24 protein-coding genes and 1 tRNA gene are annotated in these 22629 nt (G+C 62.0%); 18 read left to right on the top strand and 7 right to left on the bottom strand.

All coding sequences use genetic code 11. From position 1 onward, the window contains the following. The first annotated feature begins 23 nt into the window (after nucleotides 1–23). Complete coding sequence (gene cobO, locus ACR0EF_RS11235; RefSeq protein WP_170364030.1) at nucleotides 24–623, top strand: cob(I)yrinic acid a,c-diamide adenosyltransferase; 600 nt, start codon at nucleotides 24–26, stop codon at nucleotides 621–623. Nucleotides 624–627: 4 nt separating this feature from the next. Here cobO and ACR0EF_RS11230 read toward each other — a convergent pair whose 3' ends face one another. The 4 genes from ACR0EF_RS11230 to ACR0EF_RS11215 form a co-directional block, all read right to left on the bottom strand. Then, nucleotides 628–834 carry a hypothetical protein gene (locus ACR0EF_RS11230; protein ID WP_170373194.1) on the bottom strand — a complete coding sequence of 69 codons (207 nt, stop codon included), beginning with the start codon at nucleotides 832–834 and terminating at the stop codon, nucleotides 628–630. Between the two features lie 186 nt (nucleotides 835–1020). Next, complete coding sequence (locus tag ACR0EF_RS11225; protein ID WP_149774166.1) at nucleotides 1021–1386, bottom strand: hypothetical protein; 366 nt, start codon at nucleotides 1384–1386, stop codon at nucleotides 1021–1023. Nucleotides 1387–1495: 109 nt separating this feature from the next. Beyond that, the gene (locus ACR0EF_RS11220) at nucleotides 1496–2446 is read right to left on the bottom strand and encodes an AraC family transcriptional regulator (RefSeq protein WP_170364029.1); all 951 of its coding nucleotides are present in this window, start codon (nucleotides 2444–2446) and stop codon (nucleotides 1496–1498) included. A 108-nt stretch (nucleotides 2447–2554) separates the two neighbouring features. Further along, the gene (locus ACR0EF_RS11215) at nucleotides 2555–3421 is read right to left on the bottom strand and encodes a branched-chain amino acid aminotransferase (protein WP_170373193.1); all 867 of its coding nucleotides are present in this window, start codon (nucleotides 3419–3421) and stop codon (nucleotides 2555–2557) included. A 158-nt stretch (nucleotides 3422–3579) separates the two neighbouring features. Between ACR0EF_RS11215 and ACR0EF_RS11210 the strand changes: the two genes are divergently transcribed. From ACR0EF_RS11210 to ACR0EF_RS11175, 8 genes are all read left to right on the top strand, one after another. After that, the gene (locus ACR0EF_RS11210) at nucleotides 3580–4092 is read left to right on the top strand and encodes a MarR family winged helix-turn-helix transcriptional regulator (RefSeq protein WP_093964014.1); all 513 of its coding nucleotides are present in this window, start codon (nucleotides 3580–3582) and stop codon (nucleotides 4090–4092) included. Then, a complete protein-coding gene (locus ACR0EF_RS11205) occupies nucleotides 4089–4790 on the top strand; it encodes a response regulator (RefSeq protein ID WP_093964013.1) in 702 nt (233 codons plus the stop codon). Before ACR0EF_RS11210 ends, ACR0EF_RS11205 begins: the two co-directional genes overlap by 4 nt. A gap of 71 nt (nucleotides 4791–4861) precedes the next feature. After that, a complete protein-coding gene (locus ACR0EF_RS11200) occupies nucleotides 4862–5788 on the top strand; it encodes a histone deacetylase family protein (protein ID WP_170370334.1) in 927 nt (308 codons plus the stop codon). Further along, nucleotides 5785–6027 carry an exodeoxyribonuclease VII small subunit gene (locus tag ACR0EF_RS11195; RefSeq protein WP_170342825.1) on the top strand — a complete coding sequence of 81 codons (243 nt, stop codon included), beginning with the start codon at nucleotides 5785–5787 and terminating at the stop codon, nucleotides 6025–6027. The genes ACR0EF_RS11200 and ACR0EF_RS11195 overlap by 4 nt, the downstream gene beginning before the upstream one ends. Then, entirely contained in the window at nucleotides 6027–6893 is an 867-nt protein-coding gene (locus tag ACR0EF_RS11190; protein WP_170373192.1) for a polyprenyl synthetase family protein, read from the top strand. Before ACR0EF_RS11195 ends, ACR0EF_RS11190 begins: the two co-directional genes overlap by 1 nt. A 15-nt stretch (nucleotides 6894–6908) precedes the next feature. Next, complete coding sequence (dxs, locus tag ACR0EF_RS11185) at nucleotides 6909–8837, top strand: 1-deoxy-D-xylulose-5-phosphate synthase (protein ID WP_170370336.1); 1929 nt, start codon at nucleotides 6909–6911, stop codon at nucleotides 8835–8837. Between the two features lie 195 nt (nucleotides 8838–9032). Then, nucleotides 9033–9108, top strand: a tRNA-Thr gene (locus ACR0EF_RS11180). A 135-nt stretch (nucleotides 9109–9243) separates the two neighbouring features. Next, nucleotides 9244–10788, top strand: a complete 1545-nt coding sequence (locus ACR0EF_RS11175) for a cryptochrome/photolyase family protein (protein WP_170370337.1) — start codon at nucleotides 9244–9246, stop codon at nucleotides 10786–10788. Here ACR0EF_RS11175 and ACR0EF_RS11170 read toward each other — a convergent pair. Together ACR0EF_RS11170 and ACR0EF_RS11165 are read right to left on the bottom strand one after the other, a co-directional pair. Beyond that, nucleotides 10785–10937: a DUF2256 domain-containing protein gene (locus ACR0EF_RS11170; RefSeq protein WP_217353607.1), complete on the bottom strand. Its 153-nt coding sequence runs from the start codon at nucleotides 10935–10937 to the stop codon at nucleotides 10785–10787. The two genes, ACR0EF_RS11175 and ACR0EF_RS11170, sit on opposite strands and share 4 nt — an antisense overlap. A gap of 6 nt (nucleotides 10938–10943) precedes the next feature. After that, a complete protein-coding gene (locus tag ACR0EF_RS11165; protein ID WP_170373191.1) occupies nucleotides 10944–12455 on the bottom strand; it encodes an FAD-binding domain-containing protein in 1512 nt (503 codons plus the stop codon). Nucleotides 12456–12723: 268 nt separating this feature from the next. Here ACR0EF_RS11165 and ACR0EF_RS11160 point away from each other — a divergent pair, with 268 nt between their 5' ends. The 6 genes from ACR0EF_RS11160 to urtE all read left to right on the top strand — a co-directional run bounded on the left by ACR0EF_RS11160 (nucleotide 12724) and on the right by urtE (nucleotide 19336). Then, nucleotides 12724–13053 (top strand): hypothetical protein, encoded by a 330-nt coding sequence (locus ACR0EF_RS11160; protein ID WP_170370339.1) that lies wholly within the window; start codon nucleotides 12724–12726, stop codon nucleotides 13051–13053. Between the two features lie 287 nt (nucleotides 13054–13340). Beyond that, nucleotides 13341–14615, top strand: a complete 1275-nt coding sequence (urtA, locus tag ACR0EF_RS11155; protein ID WP_093964383.1) for an urea ABC transporter substrate-binding protein — start codon at nucleotides 13341–13343, stop codon at nucleotides 14613–14615. 67 nt (nucleotides 14616–14682) lie between these two features. After that, on the top strand, nucleotides 14683–16638 hold the full coding sequence (urtB, locus tag ACR0EF_RS11150) for an urea ABC transporter permease subunit UrtB (protein WP_170373190.1): 1956 nt from the start codon (nucleotides 14683–14685) through the stop codon (nucleotides 16636–16638). A 31-nt stretch (nucleotides 16639–16669) separates the two neighbouring features. Beyond that, a complete protein-coding gene (gene urtC / locus ACR0EF_RS11145) occupies nucleotides 16670–17902 on the top strand; it encodes an urea ABC transporter permease subunit UrtC (RefSeq protein WP_170373189.1) in 1233 nt (410 codons plus the stop codon). Then, a complete protein-coding gene (gene urtD / locus ACR0EF_RS11140; protein ID WP_170340827.1) occupies nucleotides 17899–18639 on the top strand; it encodes an urea ABC transporter ATP-binding protein UrtD in 741 nt (246 codons plus the stop codon). The genes urtC and urtD overlap by 4 nt, the downstream gene beginning before the upstream one ends. After that, nucleotides 18629–19336, top strand: coding sequence for an urea ABC transporter ATP-binding subunit UrtE (urtE, locus tag ACR0EF_RS11135; RefSeq protein ID WP_170364477.1), 708 nt, complete (start codon nucleotides 18629–18631; stop codon nucleotides 19334–19336). Before urtD ends, urtE begins: the two co-directional genes overlap by 11 nt. Before the next feature lie 2 nt (nucleotides 19337–19338). Here urtE and ACR0EF_RS11130 read toward each other — a convergent pair whose 3' ends face one another. Then, nucleotides 19339–20184, bottom strand: a complete 846-nt coding sequence (locus ACR0EF_RS11130; RefSeq protein WP_170373188.1) for a LysR family transcriptional regulator — start codon at nucleotides 20182–20184, stop codon at nucleotides 19339–19341. An 86-nt stretch (nucleotides 20185–20270) separates the two neighbouring features. On the opposite strand from ACR0EF_RS11130, the gene ACR0EF_RS11125 reads away from it, so the two are divergent. From ACR0EF_RS11125 to ACR0EF_RS11115, 3 genes are all read left to right on the top strand, one after another. Beyond that, nucleotides 20271–20738 (top strand): c-type cytochrome, encoded by a 468-nt coding sequence (locus tag ACR0EF_RS11125; RefSeq protein WP_170370342.1) that lies wholly within the window; start codon nucleotides 20271–20273, stop codon nucleotides 20736–20738. A 13-nt stretch (nucleotides 20739–20751) separates the two neighbouring features. After that, nucleotides 20752–21660 (top strand): c-type cytochrome, encoded by a 909-nt coding sequence (locus tag ACR0EF_RS11120; RefSeq protein WP_170370343.1) that lies wholly within the window; start codon nucleotides 20752–20754, stop codon nucleotides 21658–21660. A gap of 239 nt (nucleotides 21661–21899) precedes the next feature. Beyond that, complete coding sequence (locus ACR0EF_RS11115; protein WP_174825242.1) at nucleotides 21900–22589, top strand: hypothetical protein; 690 nt, start codon at nucleotides 21900–21902, stop codon at nucleotides 22587–22589. Nucleotides 22590–22629 lie beyond the last annotated feature (40 nt).

The following is a 22629-nucleotide window of genomic DNA, read 5'->3' as shown; positions in this document are numbered from 1 at the left end:
CGGACAATCAACGAGGTTTTGCCATGAGCGACGCACAGGACCACAAACAGAAGATGCAACAGGTGCAGGCCCAGCACCGCAAGAAAGTGTCCGAGGCCGTGGATCCCGGCCGCGGGCTGGTGCTGATCAACACCGGCAAGGGCAAGGGTAAATCCTCGGCCGCCTTCGGCGTGGTGATCCGCGCATTGGGCTGGGGCCAGAAGGTCGCCGTGGTGCAGTTCATCAAGGGCAAATGGAAGACCGGCGAGCGGCGGTTCTTCGAAGACCGCGATCTGGTCACCTGGCACACGATGGGCGAAGGCTTCACCTGGGACACCCAGGACCGCGACCGCGACATCGCCGCCGCCACCGCCGCCTTCGACAAGGCGCGCGACCTGATGGCCAGCGGCGACTATGACCTTGTGGTGCTGGACGAGATCAACATCGCCCTGCGCTATGAATACCTGTCGGTGGACGCGGTGATCGAGGGGCTGAAGGCCCGCTCGGACCGGACCAGCGTGTTCCTGACCGGGCGCGATGCGCCGCAGGCGCTGCGCGACTATGCCGATCTGGTCACCGAAATGACCGAGGAAAAGCACCCGTTCCAGGCCGGCATCAAGGCCCAGCGCGGCGTCGATTTCTGATCGGTCAACGCGGGGTGGCACCACTTGCCGGTGCCGCCGGCGTGCTCTGCGGGACAGTGGCGATCCGGGCGTCCGCAACCCCGGCCGCCCGGTCACAGCGTCCGTCCTGGCATTTGCAGTCCAGGTAGGCCACCAGGTCGCCATCGGCGCAGCACCCGCTGCCAAGGGGCAGGTCTGAACTGGACAGAAGTTCAAGTATCGGGTCGCGCATCGCGTGGCCTTTCCGAAATCGTTTCCGAGACGGTGGCGCGCCCTCGCGGGTGTACGGCTTGGCGTGCAGGCCGTCTCGGAATCAAAGGCTTGATACCGGGGTATCTGGCGTTGGGCTAAAACTGACAATTTCTGTCGGACTTTTCAAGACCAAAATTCGCTCCGCCCAAATGGCCGGAGCAAGGGGTCAGGCGGTGGCTGTCTGGTCGGGCGCGCTGAGCGAGATTACGGCCACCACGGCGGCGCCATTCAGCCAGTAGTAGACCGCATCCAGACCGGTGAAGCCGAACAGGCTAGGCGCGAACAGGAAGGTGAGCCCCACCAGCAGATCGACGGCCAGGTGAAACCTGTAGGGCAGCACGCGCCAGACGCCCAGGTGATGATCCGTCAGCACCGTCAGCACGAAAGCCGCCACGCCGGTGGCCACCGAGAGCCACAGCGCGATCGGGTTCGACGCGCCCAGTCCCAGAAGAAATGGCAACCCCATCAGGGCCAGGGCAACCGGGTAGTCCAGATAGGCATGAATGGTGCGGGTAACGAAACGCAGAGACATGATGTTTCCTTTCCTTGATTGAGGACGGATCAAGGATATGTTCGCCATCCCGAACGTAGCAGCCCAGATCGTTTGGAATACCTTGCAGATCGTCCGCCAGTTTGCCGGATCAGTGCATCGCCCTGTAGGCGGCTGGAGACAGGCCGATCTGCTTCTTGAACACCCGCGAAAACGCCGCCTCGGAGGCATAGCCGACCTGAGCCGCCGCGTCGGCCACGTTCCAGCGGCTTTCGATCAGTCCGTGGCAGGCGATCTGCATACGCCAGTCGGTCAGGTATTGCATGGGCGTGGCGCCCATCTTCTGGGTGAACAGCTGTGCGAAGGTCGTGCGCGACATGCCGGCTTCACGCGCCAGCGATGCCACGCTCCACTCGCGGGCCGGGTCGCGGTGAAAGGCGCCCAGCGCGCGTGATATACGTGGATCGGCGAAGCCCGACAGGGCCGCATCGGTGGGGCTTTGATGTTCCAGATAGGCGCGGATCGCCTGGGCGAACAGAACCTCAGACAGTTTCAGCGCGATCAGGTCCCCGCCGATCCGGGCACCCGCAACCTCGGATTCGATCATCCGCAGCGTCGCCTCGATCCAGGCCCCGGCGGATTCGCCGTAATTCTCGATCAGGATATAGGGCGGCAGACGGTCGATCAGCATATGCCCTGTGCCGCGCCGCCCGGCCGGACCGGCAAACGAGAAATGCCCGCAGATCAGTTGGGTGTCACGGTCCTGCTCGGCTCCGCCATAGACCAGCACACCGTCACCTTTGTAGCCGGCCCGGTCCAGAACCTGCTCCAGCGGCAGAGCATCCACGGGCCGGACCTCGTTGCACAGCAGCGCATGTGCGGCACCGTGCGGGATCAGGATCAGATCCCCCTGCCGCAACCGCAGGGTCTCGCCGGTGGTGGACACATGCACCTTCAGCTCTCCGCGCTGGACGAAGTGAAACCGGGCGACGTTTTCGAATGCAGGCACCTGCACGCCGAAGGGCGGCGTGAACGAGGTCCGGAAATACAGGGTGCCCCGCAAAGACAGGCGCGTCAGGATATCGCTGAGCAGGTCCAACATGCGCCAAGGATACGGATTCGCACCCGATCGTCCAGCGCAGCGGACGATCTGCAACAAACCCAGGACGGGCGGCAAGGCCGGTCGGCCACCGCCCGAGCGGATGTCGGATCAGCTGCGAACCAGCTGTTCGTAATCGTTGGCGATCTCACGGGTCAGGTCGCCGACCTCGAAGGTATACTCACCGATCTGGCCCACCGGCGTGACCTCGGCCGCGGTGCCGGTCAGCCAGCACTGTTCGAATTCGGCCATCTCCTCGGGCAGGATGTGGCGTTCGTGTACGGTGATGCCTTTGTCTTTCAGCATCTGGATCACCGTCTGGCGGGTAATCCCGTTCAGGAAGCAGTCGGCCAGCGGTGTATGCACTTCGCCATCCTTGACGAAGAATACGTTGGCACCGGTCGCCTCGGCCACATAGCCGCGGTAATCCATGAACAAGGCATCCGAACAGCCCTTGGCCTCGGCCTTGTGCTTGGAGATGGTGCAGATCATGTACAGCCCCGCCGCCTTGGCATGGACCGGGATGGTTTCCGGGCTGGGCCGCTTCCATTCAGCGATGTCCAGCTTGGCGCCCTGCATCTTGGCATCGCCGTAATAGGCGCCCCAGGGCCAGACCGCGATGGCCATGCGCACCGGGTTGCGCGCCGAGGCCACGCCCATGTCCTCGCCCGAGCCGCGCCAGACCAGCGCGCGCACATATGCGTCCTTGAGGCCGCTTTTCTCGAGCGTTTCGGCCTTGGCCGCCTCGATCTGATCGACCGTGTAAGGCATCGGCATGTCCAGCGCCTCGGCCGATTTGATCAACCGCTCGGAATGTTCGCGGCTTTTGAAGACCTTGCCGTTGTAGGCGCGCTCGCCCTCGAAGACCGAGCTGGCATAGTGCATCGCATGGGTCAGGACATGCACCTTGGCGTCGCGCCAGGGCACAAATTCGCCATCCATCCAGATGACACCGTCACGATCGTCATATCCCGCCATCCGAAACCTCCTGACCCGGGCCACATTTCCGATTGTTGCGCTACTTAGGTCCGACCCGGACACAAAATTGCGCAAAAACTGCGATTCGATACCTGTCCGCCCTTGGAATGTCAATAACGCTGACTTAAAGTCGGGGCGTGTAACGAATGAGGCCCGATATGTCCGAGATCCGCCCCGCCCCGGTCTTTGGCGGAGAAAGCCTGTTGTTTCTGACGGATGAACAGCTTCGCCAGGGGATCGAGGCGATGTTCTTCGCCTATCGTGGCTTTACCGCCGACCCCGACCGCATCCTAAGCGAAATGGCCTATGGCCGGGCGCATCACCGGGCAATCCATTTCATCAACCGCGCGCCGGGCACCACGGTGAACAACCTGCTGGCGATCCTGGGGGTGACCAAGCAGTCGCTGAACCGGGTGCTGCGCACGCTGATCGACGACGGCCTGGTCGAGAGCCGGGTCGGCACCGTCGACAAGCGCGAACGCCACCTGTACCTGACCGAAAAGGGCAAGGCGCTCGAGTCGCAGCTGTCGGACGCCCAGCGCGCCCGGATGCGCGCGGCCTACAAGGATGCCGGCCCCGAGGCGGTTGCCGGGTTCCGCAAAGTTCTTGAAGCGATGATGGATGCTGATATGCGTCGGGCCTATGTGAAACTGCGGGATTCAACTTCATGAGCGATGTGGACGCCCATCTTCTGATCGTCGATGACGATGAACGCATCCGCGATCTGCTCAAGAAATTCTTGATGCGCAGCGGATTTCTGGTGACGGCGGCGCGTGATGCCGCCCATGCGCGACGGGTCCTGTCGGGGCTGGATTTCGACCTGATCGTGATGGATGTGATGATGCCGGGCGAGGATGGCGTCAGCCTGACCCGGGCTCTGCGCGAGACGCATGACACGCCGATCCTGCTGCTGACGGCACGCGGCGAGACCGAGCACCGGATCGCCGGGTTGGAAGCCGGGGCCGATGATTACCTGGCCAAGCCGTTCGAGCCCAAGGAGTTGCTGCTGCGGATCAACGCCATCCTGCGGCGGATGCCGGAAACCACGGCGCAGGACACCGCCGCCAAGATCCTGCATCTGGGGCCGATCCGCTATGACATCGAACGCGGCGAGATGTGGCAGGGCGAAGAGCCGGTGCGGCTGACCGCCACCGAAAGCCAGTTGATGAAGATCTTCTCGGCTCAGCCGGGCGAGCCGATCAGCCGGTCGAAGCTGGTCGAGGATCTGGGGCGCGACAAGGGGCAGGCGCAGGAACGTGCGGTGGACGTGCAGATCACGCGCCTGCGCCGCAAGATCGAACAGGACCCGAAGCAGCCGCGCTATCTGCAAACGGTTCGGGGCGCAGGATATATGCTGGCGCCGGATTGATTTTGCCGCCGCGCGGCGTTTTCTTGCCTTCGGCGAGGATATTTTTGGCCAGATGAAGTTGGGGGAGTTTCATGAAGACCGCTGTTTTGACGCATGCCGACTGCCTGGGTCATGTCACCCCAGAGGGGCACCCCGAGCGGGTGGCCCGGCTGGAACATATCCTGCATGCGCTGGAGCCGCTGGACCTGCAGCGGGTGACCGCGCCGCTGGCGGCGGATGACGATCTGCTGCGCATCCATCCCGAGAGTTACATCCGCGAAATCCGCGACAGCCGCCCCACCGAAGGGTTCCGCCAGATCGACGGGGATACGTTCATGTCACCCGGCTCGGTCGATGCGGCCTATCGGGCGGCGGGGGCCGTGGTGCGGGCGGTGGACATGGTGCTGGGCGGTGAGGCGCCGAATGCGTTCTGCGCCATTCGGCCGCCCGGCCATCACGCCGAACGTGAAACCGCCATGGGATTCTGCCTGTTCGGCAATGCCGCTCTGGCGGCGAAACATGCGTTGGATCATCACGGGCTGGATCGGGTCGCGGTGGTGGATTTCGACGTGCATCACGGCAATGGCACGCAGGATCTGCTGTGGGACGAGGCCCGTGCGCTGGTGATCACCAGCCAGCAGATGCCACTGTGGCCGGGTTCGGGACGGCCGGATGAAACCGGGGCGCATGACACCATCGTAAACATCCCGCTGACCCCCGGCACCGGCGGAGCCGAGATGCGCGCGGCCTACGAGGCGCAGGCCTTTCCCCGGCTGCGCGCGTTCCAGCCCGAGCTGATCATCATCTCGGCCGGATTCGACGCACATCAGGACGATCCGCTGGCCAATCTGAATTGGTCCACCGACGACTTCGCCTGGATCACCGAACAGCTGTGCCGGATCGCCGATGAGCTGTGTGGGGGCCGTATCGTCTCGACTCTGGAAGGCGGGTATGATCTGAACGCATTGGCCAAGGCCACACGCGCCCATGTTGAAGAACTGATGAAGGCAGCCCGATGACCGAGACCCCCGTTGAAGAGATGACATTCGAACAGGCGATGAAAGAGCTGGAGGCCGTGGTCGGCCAGCTGGAGCGCGGCGACGTGGCGCTGGACCAGTCGATCGCCCTGTACGAGCGCGGCGCCAAGCTGAAGAAACGCTGCGAGGACGAGTTGAAGCGCGCCGAGGAGAAAGTGGCCGCCATCACGCTGGATGCCGATGGGCAGCCCACCGGGACGACCCCTGTCGAAGGTCTGTAATGTTTTCCGAAAGGCTGGTTCAGGATGCCGCGCTGATCCAGGCGCAGTTCGATCTGGTTCTGGGCGCGCTGGACGATGTCGATGTAACCCGCGCGATGGCCTATGCCACGCAGGGCGGCAAGCGGCTGCGCGGATTTCTGGTGCTGGAAAGCGCCCGGCTGCATGGGATGGACGAGACCTGCGCGATCTGGCCCGCGACCGGGATCGAGGCGCTGCACGCCTACAGCCTGGTACACGACGACCTGCCCTGCATGGACGATGACGATCTGCGGCGCGGTCGTCCGACCGTGCACAAGCAATGGAACGACGGCATCGCGGTTCTGGCTGGCGACGCTTTGCAGGCGCTGGCGTTCGAGCTTTGCACCCGGCCCGAGGTCGGATCTTCAGACGTTCGGGCGGAACTGGCGCTGACCCTCGCCCAAGCCAGCGGCGCGCAAGGCATGGTTCTGGGTCAGGCGTTGGACATCGCGGCCGAAACTGCCGAACAACCTTTCACCCTGCCGGAAATCACGCATCTTCAGGCCGGCAAGACCGGGGCGCTGATCGAATGGTCGGCGTGCGCCGGTGCTGTTCTGTCGGAGGCTGATCCGGCCCCATTGCGCCAATATGCCCGTGCGCTGGGTCTTGCCTTTCAGATCGCCGACGACATCCTTGATGTGGAAGGTGACAGCGAAAAGGCGGGCAAACGATTGCAGAAGGATGCACAGGCGGGCAAGGCGACATTCGTGTCCCTGCTGGGCCTCGACGCCGCCAAGGCCCGCGCGACCGAGCTGATTGATCAGGCCTGCGCCGCGTTGGATGGGTACGGAGCACGGGCCGAAACCTTGAAGGACGCCGCCCGCTTCGTTATTGCGCGTGAAAGCTGAACCGTAAGGGATGCCATGTCAGACCGTCCGAACACACCGCTTCTGGACCTTGTGAACCGCCCGGCGGATCTCAAGCAGTTTTCGGACGCGCAGCTGCATCAGCTGGCAAACGAGTTGCGGGCCGAGACGATCTCGGCCGTTTCGGTGACCGGCGGGCATCTGGGCGCGGGGCTGGGCGTGGTCGAGCTGACCGTGGCCCTGCACGCGGTGTTCGACACGCCGCGCGACAAGATCATCTGGGATGTCGGGCACCAGTGCTATCCGCACAAGATCCTGACCGAGCGGCGCGACCGTATCCGCACCCTGCGCCAGAAAGGCGGCCTGAGCGGGTTCACCAAACGCAGCGAAAGCCCCTATGACCCGTTCGGCGCGGCGCACAGTTCGACCTCGATCAGCGCGGCATTGGGCTTTTCCGTGGCCCGCGACCTGGGTGGGGTCACGCCCGAGGGGCTGGGCGACGCGATCGCGGTGATCGGCGACGGGTCGATGTCGGCTGGCATGGCTTTCGAGGCGATGAACAACGCCGGCCACCTGAAAAAACGCCTGATCGTGATCCTGAACGACAACGAGATGAGCATCGCCCCGCCCGTGGGTGCGCTGTCGAACTATCTCTCGCGCATCTATGCCGAAGAGCCGTTCCACGATCTGAAGGCCGCCGCCAAGGGGGCGGTGTCGCTGCTGCCCGAACCGTTCCGCGAAGGCGCCAAGCGGGCCAAGGAGATGCTCAAGGGCATGGCCGTGGGCGGTACGCTGTTTGAAGAACTGGGATTCTCCTATGTCGGCCCGATCGACGGGCATGACCTGGACCAGCTGCTGCCAGTGCTGCGCACGGTCAAGGCGCGGGCGACCGGGCCGATTCTGATCCACGCGCTGACCAAAAAGGGCAAGGGCTATGCCCCGGCAGAGCAGGCCCGCGACAGGGGCCATGCCACCGCCAAGTTCGACGTGGTCACCGGCAAGCAGCAGAAGGCGCCGTCGAACGCGCCGTCCTACACCTCGGTCTTCGGCAAGACCCTGGTAGACGAGGCCAGTCGCGACGACAAGATCGTGGCGGTGACCGCGGCGATGCCCGACGGCACCGGGCTGAACCTGTTCGCCGAACGCTACCCTTCACGCTGTTTCGACGTGGCGATTGCCGAGCAGCACGGGGTCACTTTCTCGGCCGCGTTGGCGGCGGGGGGGATGAAGCCGTTCTGCGCGATGTATTCCACGTTTTTGCAGCGCGGCTATGACCAGGTGGTGCACGACGTGGCGATCCAGCGCCTGCCGGTGCGCTTTGCCATAGACCGCGCGGGGCTGGTTGGTGCTGATGGCGCGACCCATGCCGGGTCGTTCGACATCGCCTACCTGTCCAACCTGCCGGGGATGGTGGTGATGGCCGCCGCCGACGAGGCCGAACTGGTGCACATGGTCGCCACCGCCGCTGCCCATGACGACGGCCCCATCGCGTTCCGCTATCCGCGGGGCGAAGGCGTGGGTGTCGATCTGCCCGAACGTGGACAGGTTCTGGAAATCGGCAAGGGCCGCCTGATCCAAGCGGGGGCGCGGGTGGCGATCCTGTCCTTCGGCACGCGCCTGGCCGAGGTACAGAAGGCCGCCGAATCTTTGGCCGCGCGCGGTATCACGCCGACCATCGCCGACGCCCGGTTCGCCAAGCCGCTGGACCGCGACCTTATCCTGGACCTGGCCGCCAACCACGAAGCGCTGATTACCATCGAAGAAGGCGCCATCGGCGGGTTCGGCAGCCACGTTGCGCAGCTGCTGGCAGAGGAAGGCGTATACGACCGAGGACTGAAATACCGCTCGATGGTGCTGCCGGACATTTTCATCGACCAGGCCAGCCCTGCCGACATGTATGCGGTCGCAGGCATGAGCGCCGAACAGATCGAAGCCAAGGTGCTTTCCGTTCTGGGCGTTGCATCAATCGGAGAAAAGCGCGCCTGATCCCGACCGGATCGTCGGTTGCCCTCATCCAGAACGGCACTCGGTTCGAACGGAGGGTATACAAGGCAAGTCGCCCACCAACAAAACCTCACATCGGGGTCAATAACCGGTCTTGCCTACGCCCGTTGGACGGTTTAAACGATCCTTCGCACCGCATACCGCGCCCCCACGGGCACGGGTGCGCGTAGAAAATGGGCCGCTGTAGCTCAGCTGGTAGAGCACGTCATTCGTAATGATGGGGTCGGGGGTTCGAGTCCCTTCAGCGGCACCATAGCTTCTCGGAACAAACTTCGGTGGCTTGCCGCCGGTTTTCCCGTCTGTTGCTTCGGTTCCTCAATTTATCTGCCGTACAACCTTTCCAGAAGTTTGGGTTGCTCATCCGCGAGGCGGCCCTAACTCGACGGAAATGACGCAGTCAAACGAACGCTGTTCCAGCCGGCTCATCCTGGTGCTGGGCGACCAACTGAGCCAAAACTTGAGCGCCTTGAGTCAGGCGGAGAAGGCGCGCGACACGGTTTTGATGGCCGAAGTCGCGGACGAGGCGGGATATGTTCCGCATCACAAAAAGAAGATCGCGTTTGTCTTTTCGGCAATGCGCCATTTCGCAGATGAGCTCGGTGCGGCGGGGTGGCAGGTCCGTTATGTCAGGCTGGATCACCCTGACAATACCGGCTCCATCACAGGCGAGATCGCGCGGGCCATCGCGGATCTGTCGATTACAAACGTTCAGGTGACCGAGCCCGGCGAGTATCGGCTGCAAACCGCCTTGCTGGAGTGGGCGGACCAAAGCCAAACCGATCTACATATGCTGGAAGATGACCGGTTTGTCGCCACGCATCAGGAGTTCCGCAATTGGGCGGACGGACGCAAGCAGTTGCGGATGGAATATTTCTATCGCGAGATGCGGCGCAAAACGGGGCTGTTGATGAACGGCGACCAACCCGAAGGCGGGCGCTGGAACTTTGATGCGGAAAACCGCAAACCCGCCACTGCCGATCTGTTTATGCCCCGACCGCCCCGATCCGACCCGGATGACATCACCACCGAGGTTCTGAGCCTTGTCGAAACCCAGTTTGGCGACAACTTCGGACAGCTGCGCCCGTTCTGGTTCGAGGTGACCCGCGCCGGCGCGCTCGAGGCGCTGGACCATTTCGTGGAACACGCTCTGCCTCTGTTCGGGGACCATCAGGACGCAATGCTACAGGCAGAACCGTTCCTCTATCACTCGGTCCTGTCGCATTACCTGAACGCGGGTCTGCTGGGGCCGATGGAGATCTGCCGGCAGGTCGAGCGTGCCTACTATGAAGGCCGCGCGCCTTTGAATGCGGTCGAGGGCTTTATCCGTCAGATCATCGGCTGGCGAGAATATGTTCGGGGCCTCTATTGGCTGAACATGCCCGGGTACACGGAACGGAACCACTTCGGGGCAACCCGCCAGCTGCCGGATTTCTACTGGACGGCCAAAACGGAAATGGCCTGCATGGCGGCCGCTATCGGGCAGACGCGCGACCACGCCTATGCCCACCATATCCAGCGCCTGATGGTGACTGGCAATTTCGCGATGCTGGCCGGGGTCGATCCGCACGAAGTCCACGAGTGGTATCTGGCGGTTTACGCCGATGCGTATGAATGGGTCGAGGCCCCCAACGTGATCGGAATGAGCCAATTCGCCGATGGTGGATTGCTTGGATCAAAACCCTACGCAGCAAGCGGCAAATACATCAACAAGATGTCGGATCACTGTTCGCATTGCCGCTATGACGTGAAACGCAAGTTCGGTGCGAATGCCTGCCCTTTCAATCCATTGTATTGGGATTTCCTAGCACGCAACGCCGACAAGCTGCGTGGCAATCCCAGATTGGGCCATGCCTACCGAACCTGGGACCGTATGGACCCCGAAAAACAGGCCCAATACCGCGACAGCGCGCGCGAGATACTCGACAGCCTCTAGCGTTGGCCGGTCGAAGATGATCGGGCTCGGCGGCAACGCTGCGAGCAGTGGCGGACCTCGTCCCAGACCTTGGCCCATTTTCGCCGCCAGGTGAAAGGACGCCCGCATGTGGCGCAGGTTTTCGTCGGAAGATCCGACTTTTTCCGCATCCGCATCTAGTCCCCCAGATCCAATGACAATTGCGCCGGGTTGCGGGTGACCGCACGGCTGTTTCCTTTCCGCAAGCGCCCCTTACGGCTGCCATGCCGGGCCAAGACCTTCGCAGCCTCGTCCCGGAATCCTTCCCCGCGCCGCACCGCCCAGATCCGATCCCGAGCGAATCGGGCCGCCGCGACGTGATCAACGATGGGCATCGGGTAGCGTTTGCCCAGCACGGCACCTGCGTTCTCGGCCTTCCACGGCTCTTGCAGATGGCGATCCGGGATATCCGCCAATTCCGGCAACCAACGGCGGGTAAAGGTCCCGGTCGGGTCCTGATCATGGCCCTGTTTCACCGGGTTGTAGATCCTCAGCGCGTTGATGCCCGTGGTGCCGGCCTGCATCTGCACCTGGCTCCAGTGGATGCCCGGTTCGTAATCGGTGAACAGGCGGGCGAGAACCTCACCGGGCGCGCGCCAGTCAAGCCACAGATGATAGCTGGCCGTCGCCAGCACCATCGCGCGCATTCGAAAGTTGAGCCACCCCGTTGCCCGCAAGTACCGCATGCATGCGTCAACAAATGGCAGGCCGGTCTCACCGTTGGTCCAGGCCTCCAGCCAATGCGAATCCGGGGCCGAGGGGCGGATCCCGTCATAGGCGCGATGCACGTTCTGGAACTCGATCCGGGGGTCATCCTCCAGTTTCTGGATAAAATGGCAGTGCCAATGCAACCGGCCTTCGAACGAGGACATCGCCCCCCGCCACTGTTTGTCAGGGGTGTGGCTCAGCGCTTTTTGCCGCGCCCATGTGGACTGCATCACCTCGCGCATCGACAGCGTTCCCCACGCCAGATGCGGGGACAGGCGCGAACACGAGTGTTCCCCCAGCTGCGGTGAGGACATCGCGCTGCGATAGGTCCGGCCGCGCGTGCTCAGGAATGTGGTCAACCGGTCCGACGCCGCCGTGTGGCCGCCCGACTGGCGCCGTGGACATGGGTCCGGGTGCAACCCCAGTTCCCTGCTGGACGGGATCCCACCCGGGTCCATCGGGATGGGCCGCAATATGGGTGCGGGCGTGATCGGTTCGCTCATGAAGCGATCCCACTCTTTGGCCCAGCCATTGCGCGACGCCAGACGACGGCGAACCCCGTGATTGCGCGGCTGGTGCCAGGGAATACCCCGGGTTCGGCACCAGGACGCCACGCGTTTGTCCCGCTGAAAGGTCCAGTCGTTTCCCGTTTCTTCATGCGACCACAGGGCCGTGAGGTCGAAACTCTGCGCAAGATCGTCCAGGACCGACAGCATCTCGCCCGTCCGTACGATCAGGGGCTGGCCCAATTCCGCAAGCTGCCTGCGCAGCTCGACCAGGGTTTCGTGGATGAACGCCCATTGGCGAGCGGACATGTCGGGTTGACGCCAAAGATCGGGTTCAACCACGTAAAGCGGCACCAGCGCCTCCCGCTGTGCCGCCTGAGCCAGGGCACGATTGTCCTGCACCCTGAGATCCCGCTTGAACCAGACGATCTGCAAAACCGCTCTCCGAACCAAATCTGGGCAATAGCTAGTCTGGTCCGGCCAGCCCTCAACCGGGTTCAATGCGCCCCGGCAGAGCCGGGACGCAAAAACCGCGCGGAACCGGTTCTGTCATGGCCCGGTGCGACCGAAGCCTGTCGGGAAATGGGCAGGCCAGATCACAAAGCGCTGCCTTGACGGGCGCTTTTTCGGTTGCAATGATCAAAACATGGGCGCTTTGAAAACTATTTACGTTTCAGCACTGTGCACTTTCTCATCCATCGGAATGCTTCATGCTGAAACCGACATGGTCAAATCGTTTGCCGGCTGCGCCGGGCGTTTTTCGGCCGAGATGGAGCATGCCTGGCTTCTGAACGACCCCAAGGCGCAGGACTATGAGTTGCTTCGCGGCGGTTTCGTGTCCTTGCTTGAGGCGACCGTGACGGCAGAGGAGGCCGAACTGGTCCTGAGCCACCGGGTGAACTCAAAACACGCTCATGCGCGATTGCTCCATACGGCGACCTTTGGCTCGGACATCACGGCGGCCAGCGCCGCGCGGCAAACGGCCAGCGACCTTCTGGATCAGTGCAGCCTGCTGATACTGGGCGGCGTCTGAGACCACCCTTCGCTGCAGTGCCGCATTTTTGGGCGAACCATGCGGCACCGCCGCAAATTTGGGCAACACGCTGAATCAATCCAAAAACTCGCACCACCGGACTCTGAGCCCCGGCAAAAGCTGACCTAGCAATGTGGTGCGCCGAAAGACGGCTTGGAAAATGTGCGAAGGTGCCCGGCCTAGGAACCTGATGACGCCCTCGCACACCGCAATTAAGCGTGGGGGGTATATGGGATGTTTCGGCGTTCCGGACAAGCCTGCTGCGCATCGCACAAAAGGAAACGCTGATGCACTCCAAACTACTCAACACTACTGCTGCTGTATTGTTCGCAACCGCCCTGCCCGCGCTGGCCGATTGCCCGATCAAAGTGGGCGTTCTGCACTCATTGTCCGGTACGATGGCCATCTCCGAGACCACGCTGAAAGACACGATGGAGATGCTGGTCGAACAGCAGAACGAAGCTGGTGGCCTGCTGGGCTGCGAGTTGGAAGCCGTAGTTGTCGACCCCGCCTCGGACTGGCCGCTGTTTGCCGAGAAAGCGCGCGAACTGCTGACCGTCCATGAAGTTGACGTGATCTTTGGCAACTGGACATCGGTCTCCCGCAAATCCGTGTTGCCGGTCATCGAAGAGCTCAACGGTTTGCTGTTCTATCCGGTTCAGTACGAAGGCGAAGAAAGCTCGAAGAACGTCTTCTACACCGGTGCCGCACCGAACCAGCAGGCGATCCCCGCAACGGACTACTTCCTTGAGGAACTGGGGGTCGAGAAATTCGCCCTTTTGGGCACCGACTACGTGTATCCGCGCACGACGAACAACATCCTCGAAAGCTATCTGAAGCAGAAAGGCATCGCCGAAGAGGACATCTTCGTGAACTACACCCCCTTTGGCCATTCCGACTGGTCCAAGATCGTGGCGGATGTCGTTGCGCTGGGCGCGGACGGCAAGAAAGTCGGCGTTATCTCGACCATCAACGGCGACGCGAATGTGGGCTTCTACAAGGAACTGGCCGCCGCAGGTATCTCGGCGGATGACATCCCAGTAGTTGCCTTCTCGGTCGGCGAGGAAGAATTGGCCGGTCTGGACACAACCAACCTTGTCGGGCATCTGGCGGCGTGGAACTACTTCCAGTCGGCAGAGAGCGAAGCGAACGAGGCCTGGGTTGCCGCCTGGAAAGCCCGCATGGGCGAAGATCGGGTGACCAACGATCCGATGGAAGCGCATTACATCGGCTTCAACATGTGGGTTAACGCCGCGACCGAGGCGGGCTCGACGGATGTCGATGCCGTGCGCGCAGCCATGTACGGCCAGGAATTCCCGAACCTGACGGGCGGCACGGCCGTCATGCTGCCGAACCACCACCTCGCCAAGCCGGTTCTGATCGGCGAAATCCAGGAAGACGGTCAGTTCGACATCATCAGCCAGACCGAAGAGGTTCCGGGCGATGCCTGGACGGACTACCTGCCCGAATCCGCGGTTCTGGTCTCGGATTGGAAAGAGCTGGGTTGCGGTATGTACAACACCGAAACGAAAAGCTGCGTGCAGATCAAATCGAACTACTAAGATCTGAACCGGAACACCTCGGGGCGCGTCACCTGTGCCCCGGGGCCCAATGCCGAGGTCTCCCCAAATGACGCTTTCGATTTGCCGGGCTTTGTTTGCCCTGCTGCTGTTCGTGGCCCCAGGTCTTTTGCAAGCCCAATCCTCCGACGCGCCGGTGCAGAAGCTTTTGCAGGCCCATGCGGAGGTCATTCAAAAATCCTCTCGCAAGACGATCGGCCCGGCGATTGACGCCCTGGCGCAGAGCGGATTGCCCGAGGCACAAACCGTCCTGGAGCGGTGGCAGGCCAAGGACATGTGGTTCAACCGGGATACGGGCCTTTTCGTTTTTGCGTCCAAGGCCGATGGCGGTTTGCGGGTTTTCGATATCTCGGATGGGGCCGAGATCGGTGTCGTCGACAAAAAGGATTACAAACAACTCAAGCCGAACTCGGGCATTCGCGGGTTGATCGCTTCGGCGCTGGTGCAGTTTCAATTGAACGACCCCGACCCGCTGAACCGAAGCGCAGCGCTGACGGCGATCGAGCGGGACGCGGAACCCTCGCACCTATCCGCCCTGCGCGGCGCCATTGCCGGAGAGCAGGACGCGGATCTGCGGGCCCGCAAGGACCGGCTCGAGCGTCTGTTGACGATCCGGTTTGATGATGACGCGGTCGCAAGGCTGGCTGCAATCGACAGCTTCGCCGGCGATCTGGGCGTTGACGTGCGCGCAACGCTCAATCCCCTTGTTGCATCTGAAATCAAGGTGTCCGACACGGCTCCGGATGGCGCTGTGACCATCGAGGCCGGGTCGGACGAACTGACACAGAAACAGGCCTATGACCTGTTGGTCGAGAACGGGTTGGCACCGGCCCTGGTGGACGACGGCACCATCAAAGAGACCCTGATTTCGAATATCGACGGTGACAGGGTCGCAGGCGTACAGGTGGCAAGTCTGGACGAAGATGCGGCACGACAAGCGGCATACCAGCTGCTGGCCGATCAGGGGCTCGCCGCTCCGCTAGTGACGCAGGACGACATCGCAGAGGCTGTGCAACAGTACAAGTTCTACCGAGTCTACACCTCAGCACCGTTGCCGGTGGCGCTGGCCGCGCAGGCCGTGCTGGACAATATCGAGACGCAAGTCGCTCTCAACCAGACGGCGGATCTGGTTCTGGATGCGCTGTCGCTCGCCTCGATCTATTTCCTTGCCGCCATCGGCCTTGCCATCACTTTCGGCGTCATGGGCGTCATCAACATGGCGCATGGTGAGTTCATCATGATGGGCGCCTATACCGGATATGTGGTTCAACTGTTCATTCCGGACCTGACCCTGTCGATCATTGTCGCCATTCCCTGCGCATTCCTGGTGACCTTCGGCGCCGGTGTTCTGCTGGAACGTCTGGTCATTCGCTGGCTGTATCACCGTCCGCTGGAGACGCTGCTTGCGACCTTCGGGGTTTCCATCGCGCTGCAGCAACTGGCCAAGAACATCTTTGGAACCCAGGCGCGTCCCCTGACCGCCCCGGCCTGGCTGGACGGTTCGATGGTGCTGAACGATATCGTCTCCATCAGTTACATCCGCATCGCGATCTTTGTTCTGGCGCTGCTGTTCCTCGCGCTTTTCCTCATCGTCATGAACCGGACCCGGCTGGGGCTTGAGGTGCGCGCCGTGACGCAGAACCCGCGCATGGCGTCCTCGATGGGTATCAATCCCGACCGGATCAACATGCTGACCTTCGGCTTTGGCTCGGGCATCGCGGGCATTGCCGGCGTGGCAATCGGACTTTACGCCAAGGTCACGTCCGAGATGGGATCCGACTATATCGTGCAAAGCTTCATGACAGTGGTCGTGGGCGGTGTGGGCAACATCTGGGGGACGCTGCTGGGGGCCACGATGGTCGGCACGCTGCAGAAGGGGATCGAATGGTTCAACCCGTCAAATACCCTGGCGGCGCAGACCTACATGATCCTGTTCATCATCCTGTTCATTCAATTCCGGCCGCGCGGCATCATCGCGCTCAAGGGTCGGGCGGCGGAAGCGTGATATGGTTGACATGACATCTACAGCCAGCCCGATGCGAAAGCCATTTGTGCTGCGCTATCCCTCGGTTGCGATCTTCTTGATCATTCTGGCCCTGTTCACGGCGACCATAACAGTGCTGGGCGAAGGGTTCGGGATCGGCCTGATATCCACCAGCTTCGTCAAGACATTGGGCAAGACCCTCTGCCTGTGCCTTGCGGCCCTGGCGATGGACCTGGTGTGGGGCTACACGGGCATCCTGTCCCTGGGGCATATGGCCTTCTTCGGAATCGGCGGATACGCCATCGGCATGTGGCTGATGTATGCGCGGACCGAGATCATCGTGATCGAAAGCCTCGCGTCCTCGGCCCTGCCACCAACGGCCCAGGAAGTCTCCGACGGCATCGCCACCCAGATCTTCGGAGTCGTCGGCGCATCCGAGTTCCCACCGATCTGGGCTGTTGCGCATTCGCTGCCCTTGCAACTGGCTGCGGTCGTACTGGTGCCCGGCTTGCTGGCCCTTGTGTTCGGGTGGCTGGCCTTCCGCAGCCGCGTGACCGGGGTCTACCTGTCGATCCTGACACAGGCGATGACGCTGGCGCTGTCTCTGTACCTGTTTCAGAACGACAGCGGGCTGCGCGGGAACAACGGCCTGTCGGGTCTGCAGAATCTGCCGGGTCTGGATTCGGTGCCGCAATCGACGGTTTCGATCCTGTTCTTCTGGGCGTCGGCCCTCGCGCTGGGGCTGGGCTATCTGGTCTGTGCCTGGATGGTGTCCGGCAAGTTCGGATCGGTCATTCGCGCCATCCGGGACGACGAAAGCCGGGTTCGGTTCCTTGGGTATTCGGTCGAAGCCTACAAGCTGTTCATCTTCACTTTCACTGCCGTGATCTGCGGCATCGCGGGTGCCCTGTACTACCCGCAAGCCGGCATCATCAATCCAGCCGAGATCGCGCCCATTGCATCAATCTACCTGGCCGTCTGGGTCGCGATCGGCGGACGGGGCCGTCTGTACGGAGCAGTGATCGGCGCGGCATTCGTTTCTCTGCTGTCCACCTGGTTCACGGGTGGTCAGGCCCCCGACATCTCGCTGGGGTTCTACACGATCCAATGGGTCGACTGGTGGACCATCCTGCTTGGGCTGTCATTTGTCGCGGTCACGCTGTTTGCGCCTCGGGGCATCGGCGGCCTGATCGACAAGTTTGCCGAGCGGCGCGCCCCGGATCGCCACGGCGCCGATCTGGGCCCGGATCTTGGGTCGTTGCGCGAAAAGGAGGCCGACGAATGAGTACGTTGCTTGAAGTCTCCGGCGTGTCCGTAACCTTCGACGGATTCAAAGCCATCAACAACCTGACATTTCAGATTGGCCCAGCCGAAATGCGCGCGGTCATCGGCCCGAACGGGGCGGGCAAGACGACGTTCATGGACATCATTACCGGCAAGACCAAACCGGATGACGGCCATGTTCTGTGGGGCGACAAATCCGTGTCGCTCCTGTCGATGAGCGAAAGCCAGATTGCCCAGGCCGGCATCGGCCGAAAGTTCCAGCGCCCCACCGTCTTCGAGGACCAGAGCGTTCGCGAGAACCTGATGCTGGCCCTCAGGAACAAACGCGGCCCGCTGGCGGTCCTGCGGTTTCGGGCCGGACAGTCGGATCATCAGAAGGTCGCCGACCTGGCCGAGGAAATCGGACTGCAGAATGCCTTGAACCGCAAGGCGGGTGAGTTGAGCCACGGGCAGAAGCAGTGGCTTGAGATCGGCATGCTGCTGGCGCAGGATCCGCAGTTGCTGCTGGTTGATGAGCCGGCCGCCGGAATGACCCCCGCCGAGCGTGAGCACACAACCGACATTCTTGTCGCGGCCGCCAAAACCCGCGCCGTGGTGGTGGTTGAACATGACATGGAGTTCGTCCGCCGCCTGAACTGCAAGGTCACGGTGCTGCACGAAGGGTCAGTTCTGGCCGAAGGGTCGCTGGACCACGTCACCAATAATGACAAAGTGATTGAGGTGTATCTTGGCCGCTGAGCTTCTGGAAATCTCGGACCTGTCCCTGCACTACGGCGGCAGCCAGATCCTGAGCGGGATCGACATCACCGCGCGTCAGGGTCAGGTCACCTGCGTGATGGGCACCAACGGCGTCGGCAAGACCAGCCTGTTGAAAGCCATCTCCGGAACGCACCCCCGCAGCGGCGGTGAATACCGGCTTGGCGGCGAGGAGATCAGCAAGGCCACATCCTATGAGCTGGCTCGAAAAGGTGTGGCTTATGTTCCGCAAGGACGAGAAATCTTTCCGTTTCTGACGGTCCGCGAGAACCTGGAAACCGGTTTTGCCTGCCTGCCCCGCAGCGAACACAGGATACCTGACTACATCTTCGAGCTGTTCCCTATTCTCAAAGAGTTCCTCTCACGACGCGGCGGTGATCTGTCAGGAGGTCAGCAGCAGCAGCTTGCGATTGCGCGGGCGTTGATCACGAAACCCAAGCTGCTTTTGCTGGATGAACCAACCGAGGGCATCCAGCCCAACATCATCAAGCAGATCGGCGAAGTCATCCGCCTGCTGCGCGATCAAGGTGAGATGGCGATTGTCCTGGTCGAGCAGTATTTTGATTTCGCGTATTCCCTAGGCGACAGTTTTCTGGTGCTGGAACGCGGGTCGCCATTCCTGAAAGGATCAAAATCCGAACTTGGTCAGCAGCAGCTCAAGGCGGCCGTTTCGGTTTGATCTTACCGGCCCAGTGCTTCGGGCAGGTATTCCACCAAAGCCCGCTGCACGACGGCAAACCGCGGCGTCCGCGCAATCTCTTCAAGCGTGGCTACCCACAGAGGAACCTCGATTTCCGGATCCATGTCCGGCGCCCGCCGCAACCGCGGGTCCGCATCACCGATGAACGTCGGCAGAAACGCCTTGCCGACGCCTGTCGCAGCCATCTGCTGGAGCACAAGGAAACTGTCCGCGCCGATGGTGGTGTCTTCATCCCGCACATGTTCGGCCATCCATCTGGCCGGGACCGAACCGCTCAGCGCCCCATCCAAACGCATCCATTTTCGGTAGGAGGACCCATCGTCGTAGACCCCGAAGGCCAACGCGCCAGCGCGCTCGCCCACCAAGTCTTCGCCCAGGCGGATTGATGGACGCACGGCAATGTCCGCGGTCAGCCGCGACAGGTCATGGTGATTGTTCCCGCTCAGCAGACTCAGCTCCAGACCCGGATAAAGCGCAGAAATGCGGTTCAGTATCCCGGGCAAAACAAGCTGGCAAAGGCTGTCGGTCGAGGCAATCCGCACCCGCCCGGTCGGCGAACGGTCCGCGCCCACGATTGCCCGTTCAACCGAAAGCACCGCATCCTCGACATTTTCCATGGCAGAAAGAATGGCCCGGGCCTCGGGCAGCGTGCTGTAGCCCGTCGGGTTCTTTTGAAAGATCACGCACCCATGGCGTCGTTCAAACGCGGCCACCCTGCGCAGCACCGTTGCATGGGTCACGCCCAGCGCTGTGGCCGCTGCATTCAACGAGCCGTGCCGGCTTACGGCGAGTGCGTATCGGATGTCATCCCAGTTTTTATTGTTCATAAGTTAACAAGAAACGCAGAGAAATAAACAATTACAAGAAATTTCGATCAAGTTACCATTCGGCACATTCATGTGGGAGAGATACCATGATCAAGAAATTCTCAATCCTTGCGGCGAGTTTGATTTCTGTGGCCGTAATTGGCACGGCCGTAGCCCAGGAAAGCGAAAACCCGGCCGTCAAGGCGCGGAAGGCCGTCATGCAGCTGTATGCGTTCAATCTGGGCACGCTTGGCGGCATGGCCAAGGGCGAGGTGGAATACAACGCCGAGGCCGCGACGCGCGCGGCCAACAACCTAGTTGCCGTGACGCAGATCGATCAGTCGGCCATGTGGCCAGCCGGGTCCGACAATGTCTCCGACCCATCTTCCCGGGCGCTTCCTGCGATCTGGGAGAACTTCCCGGATGTCAGCGCCAAGGGCCAGGCAATGGCTGAAGCCGCGGTTGCGATGCAGGCCGCCGCCGGGCAAGATGTCGAAGCGCTGAAAGCAGCAATGGGACCATTGGGTGGAGCCTGTTCGGCATGTCACAAGGCTTACAGAGCCCCAAAGAACTGACAAGGCCCTGACGGTGCGGCGGCTTCTGTCGATTGCCGCGGGCGTCGCGGTCGTGGCCGGGCTGACCGGTCTGGTTCTGACCCGACCGCAACACGTCGATCCGGCCGAGTTGGACGGTATTGCCCCTGATCTTGTCAGGGGCGAGACCGTGTTCTTTGCGGCCGGATGCGCCTCGTGCCATTCAGCGCCGAACTCCGAGGGTGAGGAAAAGCTGGTGCTGGCGGGCGGACGCCGGTTCGAGACAGATTTCGGTACGTTCATAGCTCCGAACATATCCAGCGACCCAGAAGCCGGGATTGGGTCATGGTCGGCGCTGGAACTGGCGGATGCCCTGATCTACGGAACCGGGCCGGCCGGGCAGCACTATTACCCGGCCTTCCCTTACACGACCTATACGAACATGACGCCGGAGGATGTCGTGTCGCTGCACGCATTCCTCGGCACCCTGCCGGCCGCCTCGCAGGAAAGTATCGCGCATGAGGTCGGTTTCCCCTTCAACATCCGGCGAAGTTTGGGCGGCTGGAAGCTTCTCTACCTTGAACCAGGGTGGGTGGTGGACGGTGATCTTGATGTGCAGCAGCAGCGCGGACGCTACCTGGTCGAAGCCTTGGGCCATTGCGCCGAGTGCCACACGCCCAGAGATGGCCTTGGCGGCTTGAGCCGGGATCAATGGCTGACGGGTGCGCCAAATCCCAGCGGAAAAGGGCGCATCCCCGGCCTGACCACCAACCACCTGGATTGGTCCGAAGCCGACATCGCCGAATATCTGAAGTCCGGTTTCACTCCGGACTATGACAGCGCCGGCGGAGAGATGGCCGAGGTCATCGAGAACACTTCCCGTCTGTCCGATGAGGACCGGTTGGCGATTGCCGCATATCTCAAGGTTGTTCCGGTACCGGCCAACGACGCCACAACAGACTGAGCCGACGCCCACATCCCCCGGCAACCTACGAGCCTTGGCGGTTCGCCAGTCGACGTGATCTTGGCACCTTGTGCCTTTTGCTTCCCCCTTCGGACGTTTGGTTGGAAATTCGTCAGACCTAAGCCCGATGTGGACGGATCCAACCCGCTTTAGCCTCCCTTCGACAACCAGACATTTGTCGAACAGCAAAGGAGGCTGAAATGATTGCGAACCGGAAACTGGGACAACTTCTCAGCACTGTGGCACTGGCGACGTTGATTTCGGCGGCGCCATACACTCCCAAGTTCAGCACCGAGGGCGGCTTACAGCTTGAGCCCGCTTACGCGTTTGCGAAAAGCGGCAAAGGCAAGAGTGGCAGCGGTCGGGACGACGATGATGACGATGACGATCGGGACGATGATGACGACGACCGGGATGACGACGACGATGATGATCGGGATGATGACGACGACGATGACGACGATCGATCAAGTCGCAGCGGCAGCAAAAAGGGATCGTCGCAATCCGGAAGCGCCGCGACCGGGTCGGCCGGCATAACCAAGGTCGAGACAACTGCGAACGGGATCGAAGTTCGCTATGCGGACGGAACAAAGGAAGAAATCGAAAACGGCAGATACGAGAGAAAGAATGCTCAGAATCGGACCGTTGAGGAACGGCCAGCCACAGGTGCCGATATCTCAAGGCTTCGTTCCCTGGCGAACGGCATTTCGATCAAGAATGTAAGCGCATCCGGGCAAGGTGGTACGGCCGGAAGCCGCCCCACAAAGATCGAACGTCAAGGCAACAACATCGAAGTCAACTACGCCAACGGCTGGAAAGAAGAGATCGAGTTCGGGCGCTACGAGCTGAAAGACCCCTTCAACCGGACCGTTGTGGAAAGAACAGCCACGGCCGCAGACATCCGGAGGCTGCAATCGGTCGCGAACTGACGAACAGCGCGAATTTCCCGGACGGTCTCTCGGTCGGAGA

Source organism: Ruegeria sp. CG8, from assembly GCF_056537165.1.
The sequence above is the reverse complement of the archived record's forward strand: the minus strand, read 5'-3'. Positions and strand labels throughout refer to the sequence as shown.

Excerpts from the sequence above, each read along its gene's own strand:
- cobO (WP_170364030.1), top strand. The coding sequence starts at position 24 with ATGAGCGACGCACAGGACCACAAACAGAAGATGCAACAGGTGCAGGCC.
- ACR0EF_RS11230 (WP_170373194.1), bottom strand. The coding sequence starts at position 834 with ATGCGCGACCCGATACTTGAACTTCTGTCCAGTTCAGACCTGCCCCTT.
- ACR0EF_RS11225 (WP_149774166.1), bottom strand. The coding sequence starts at position 1,386 with ATGTCTCTGCGTTTCGTTACCCGCACCATTCATGCCTATCTGGACTAC.
- ACR0EF_RS11220 (WP_170364029.1), bottom strand. The coding sequence starts at position 2,446 with ATGTTGGACCTGCTCAGCGATATCCTGACGCGCCTGTCTTTGCGGGGC.
- ACR0EF_RS11215 (WP_170373193.1), bottom strand. The coding sequence starts at position 3,421 with ATGGCGGGATATGACGATCGTGACGGTGTCATCTGGATGGATGGCGAA.
- ACR0EF_RS11210 (WP_093964014.1), top strand. The coding sequence starts at position 3,580 with ATGTCCGAGATCCGCCCCGCCCCGGTCTTTGGCGGAGAAAGCCTGTTG.
- ACR0EF_RS11205 (WP_093964013.1), top strand. The coding sequence starts at position 4,089 with ATGAGCGATGTGGACGCCCATCTTCTGATCGTCGATGACGATGAACGC.
- ACR0EF_RS11200 (WP_170370334.1), top strand. The coding sequence starts at position 4,862 with ATGAAGACCGCTGTTTTGACGCATGCCGACTGCCTGGGTCATGTCACC.
- ACR0EF_RS11195 (WP_170342825.1), top strand. The coding sequence starts at position 5,785 with ATGACCGAGACCCCCGTTGAAGAGATGACATTCGAACAGGCGATGAAA.
- ACR0EF_RS11190 (WP_170373192.1), top strand. The coding sequence starts at position 6,027 with ATGTTTTCCGAAAGGCTGGTTCAGGATGCCGCGCTGATCCAGGCGCAG.
- dxs (WP_170370336.1), top strand. The coding sequence starts at position 6,909 with ATGTCAGACCGTCCGAACACACCGCTTCTGGACCTTGTGAACCGCCCG.
- ACR0EF_RS11175 (WP_170370337.1), top strand. The coding sequence starts at position 9,244 with ATGACGCAGTCAAACGAACGCTGTTCCAGCCGGCTCATCCTGGTGCTG.
- ACR0EF_RS11170 (WP_217353607.1), bottom strand. The coding sequence starts at position 10,937 with ATGCGGAAAAAGTCGGATCTTCCGACGAAAACCTGCGCCACATGCGGG.
- ACR0EF_RS11160 (WP_170370339.1), top strand. The coding sequence starts at position 12,724 with ATGCTTCATGCTGAAACCGACATGGTCAAATCGTTTGCCGGCTGCGCC.
- urtA (WP_093964383.1), top strand. The coding sequence starts at position 13,341 with ATGCACTCCAAACTACTCAACACTACTGCTGCTGTATTGTTCGCAACC.
- urtB (WP_170373190.1), top strand. The coding sequence starts at position 14,683 with ATGACGCTTTCGATTTGCCGGGCTTTGTTTGCCCTGCTGCTGTTCGTG.
- urtC (WP_170373189.1), top strand. The coding sequence starts at position 16,670 with ATGCGAAAGCCATTTGTGCTGCGCTATCCCTCGGTTGCGATCTTCTTG.
- urtD (WP_170340827.1), top strand. The coding sequence starts at position 17,899 with ATGAGTACGTTGCTTGAAGTCTCCGGCGTGTCCGTAACCTTCGACGGA.
- ACR0EF_RS11130 (WP_170373188.1), bottom strand. The coding sequence starts at position 20,184 with ATGAACAATAAAAACTGGGATGACATCCGATACGCACTCGCCGTAAGC.
- ACR0EF_RS11125 (WP_170370342.1), top strand. The coding sequence starts at position 20,271 with ATGATCAAGAAATTCTCAATCCTTGCGGCGAGTTTGATTTCTGTGGCC.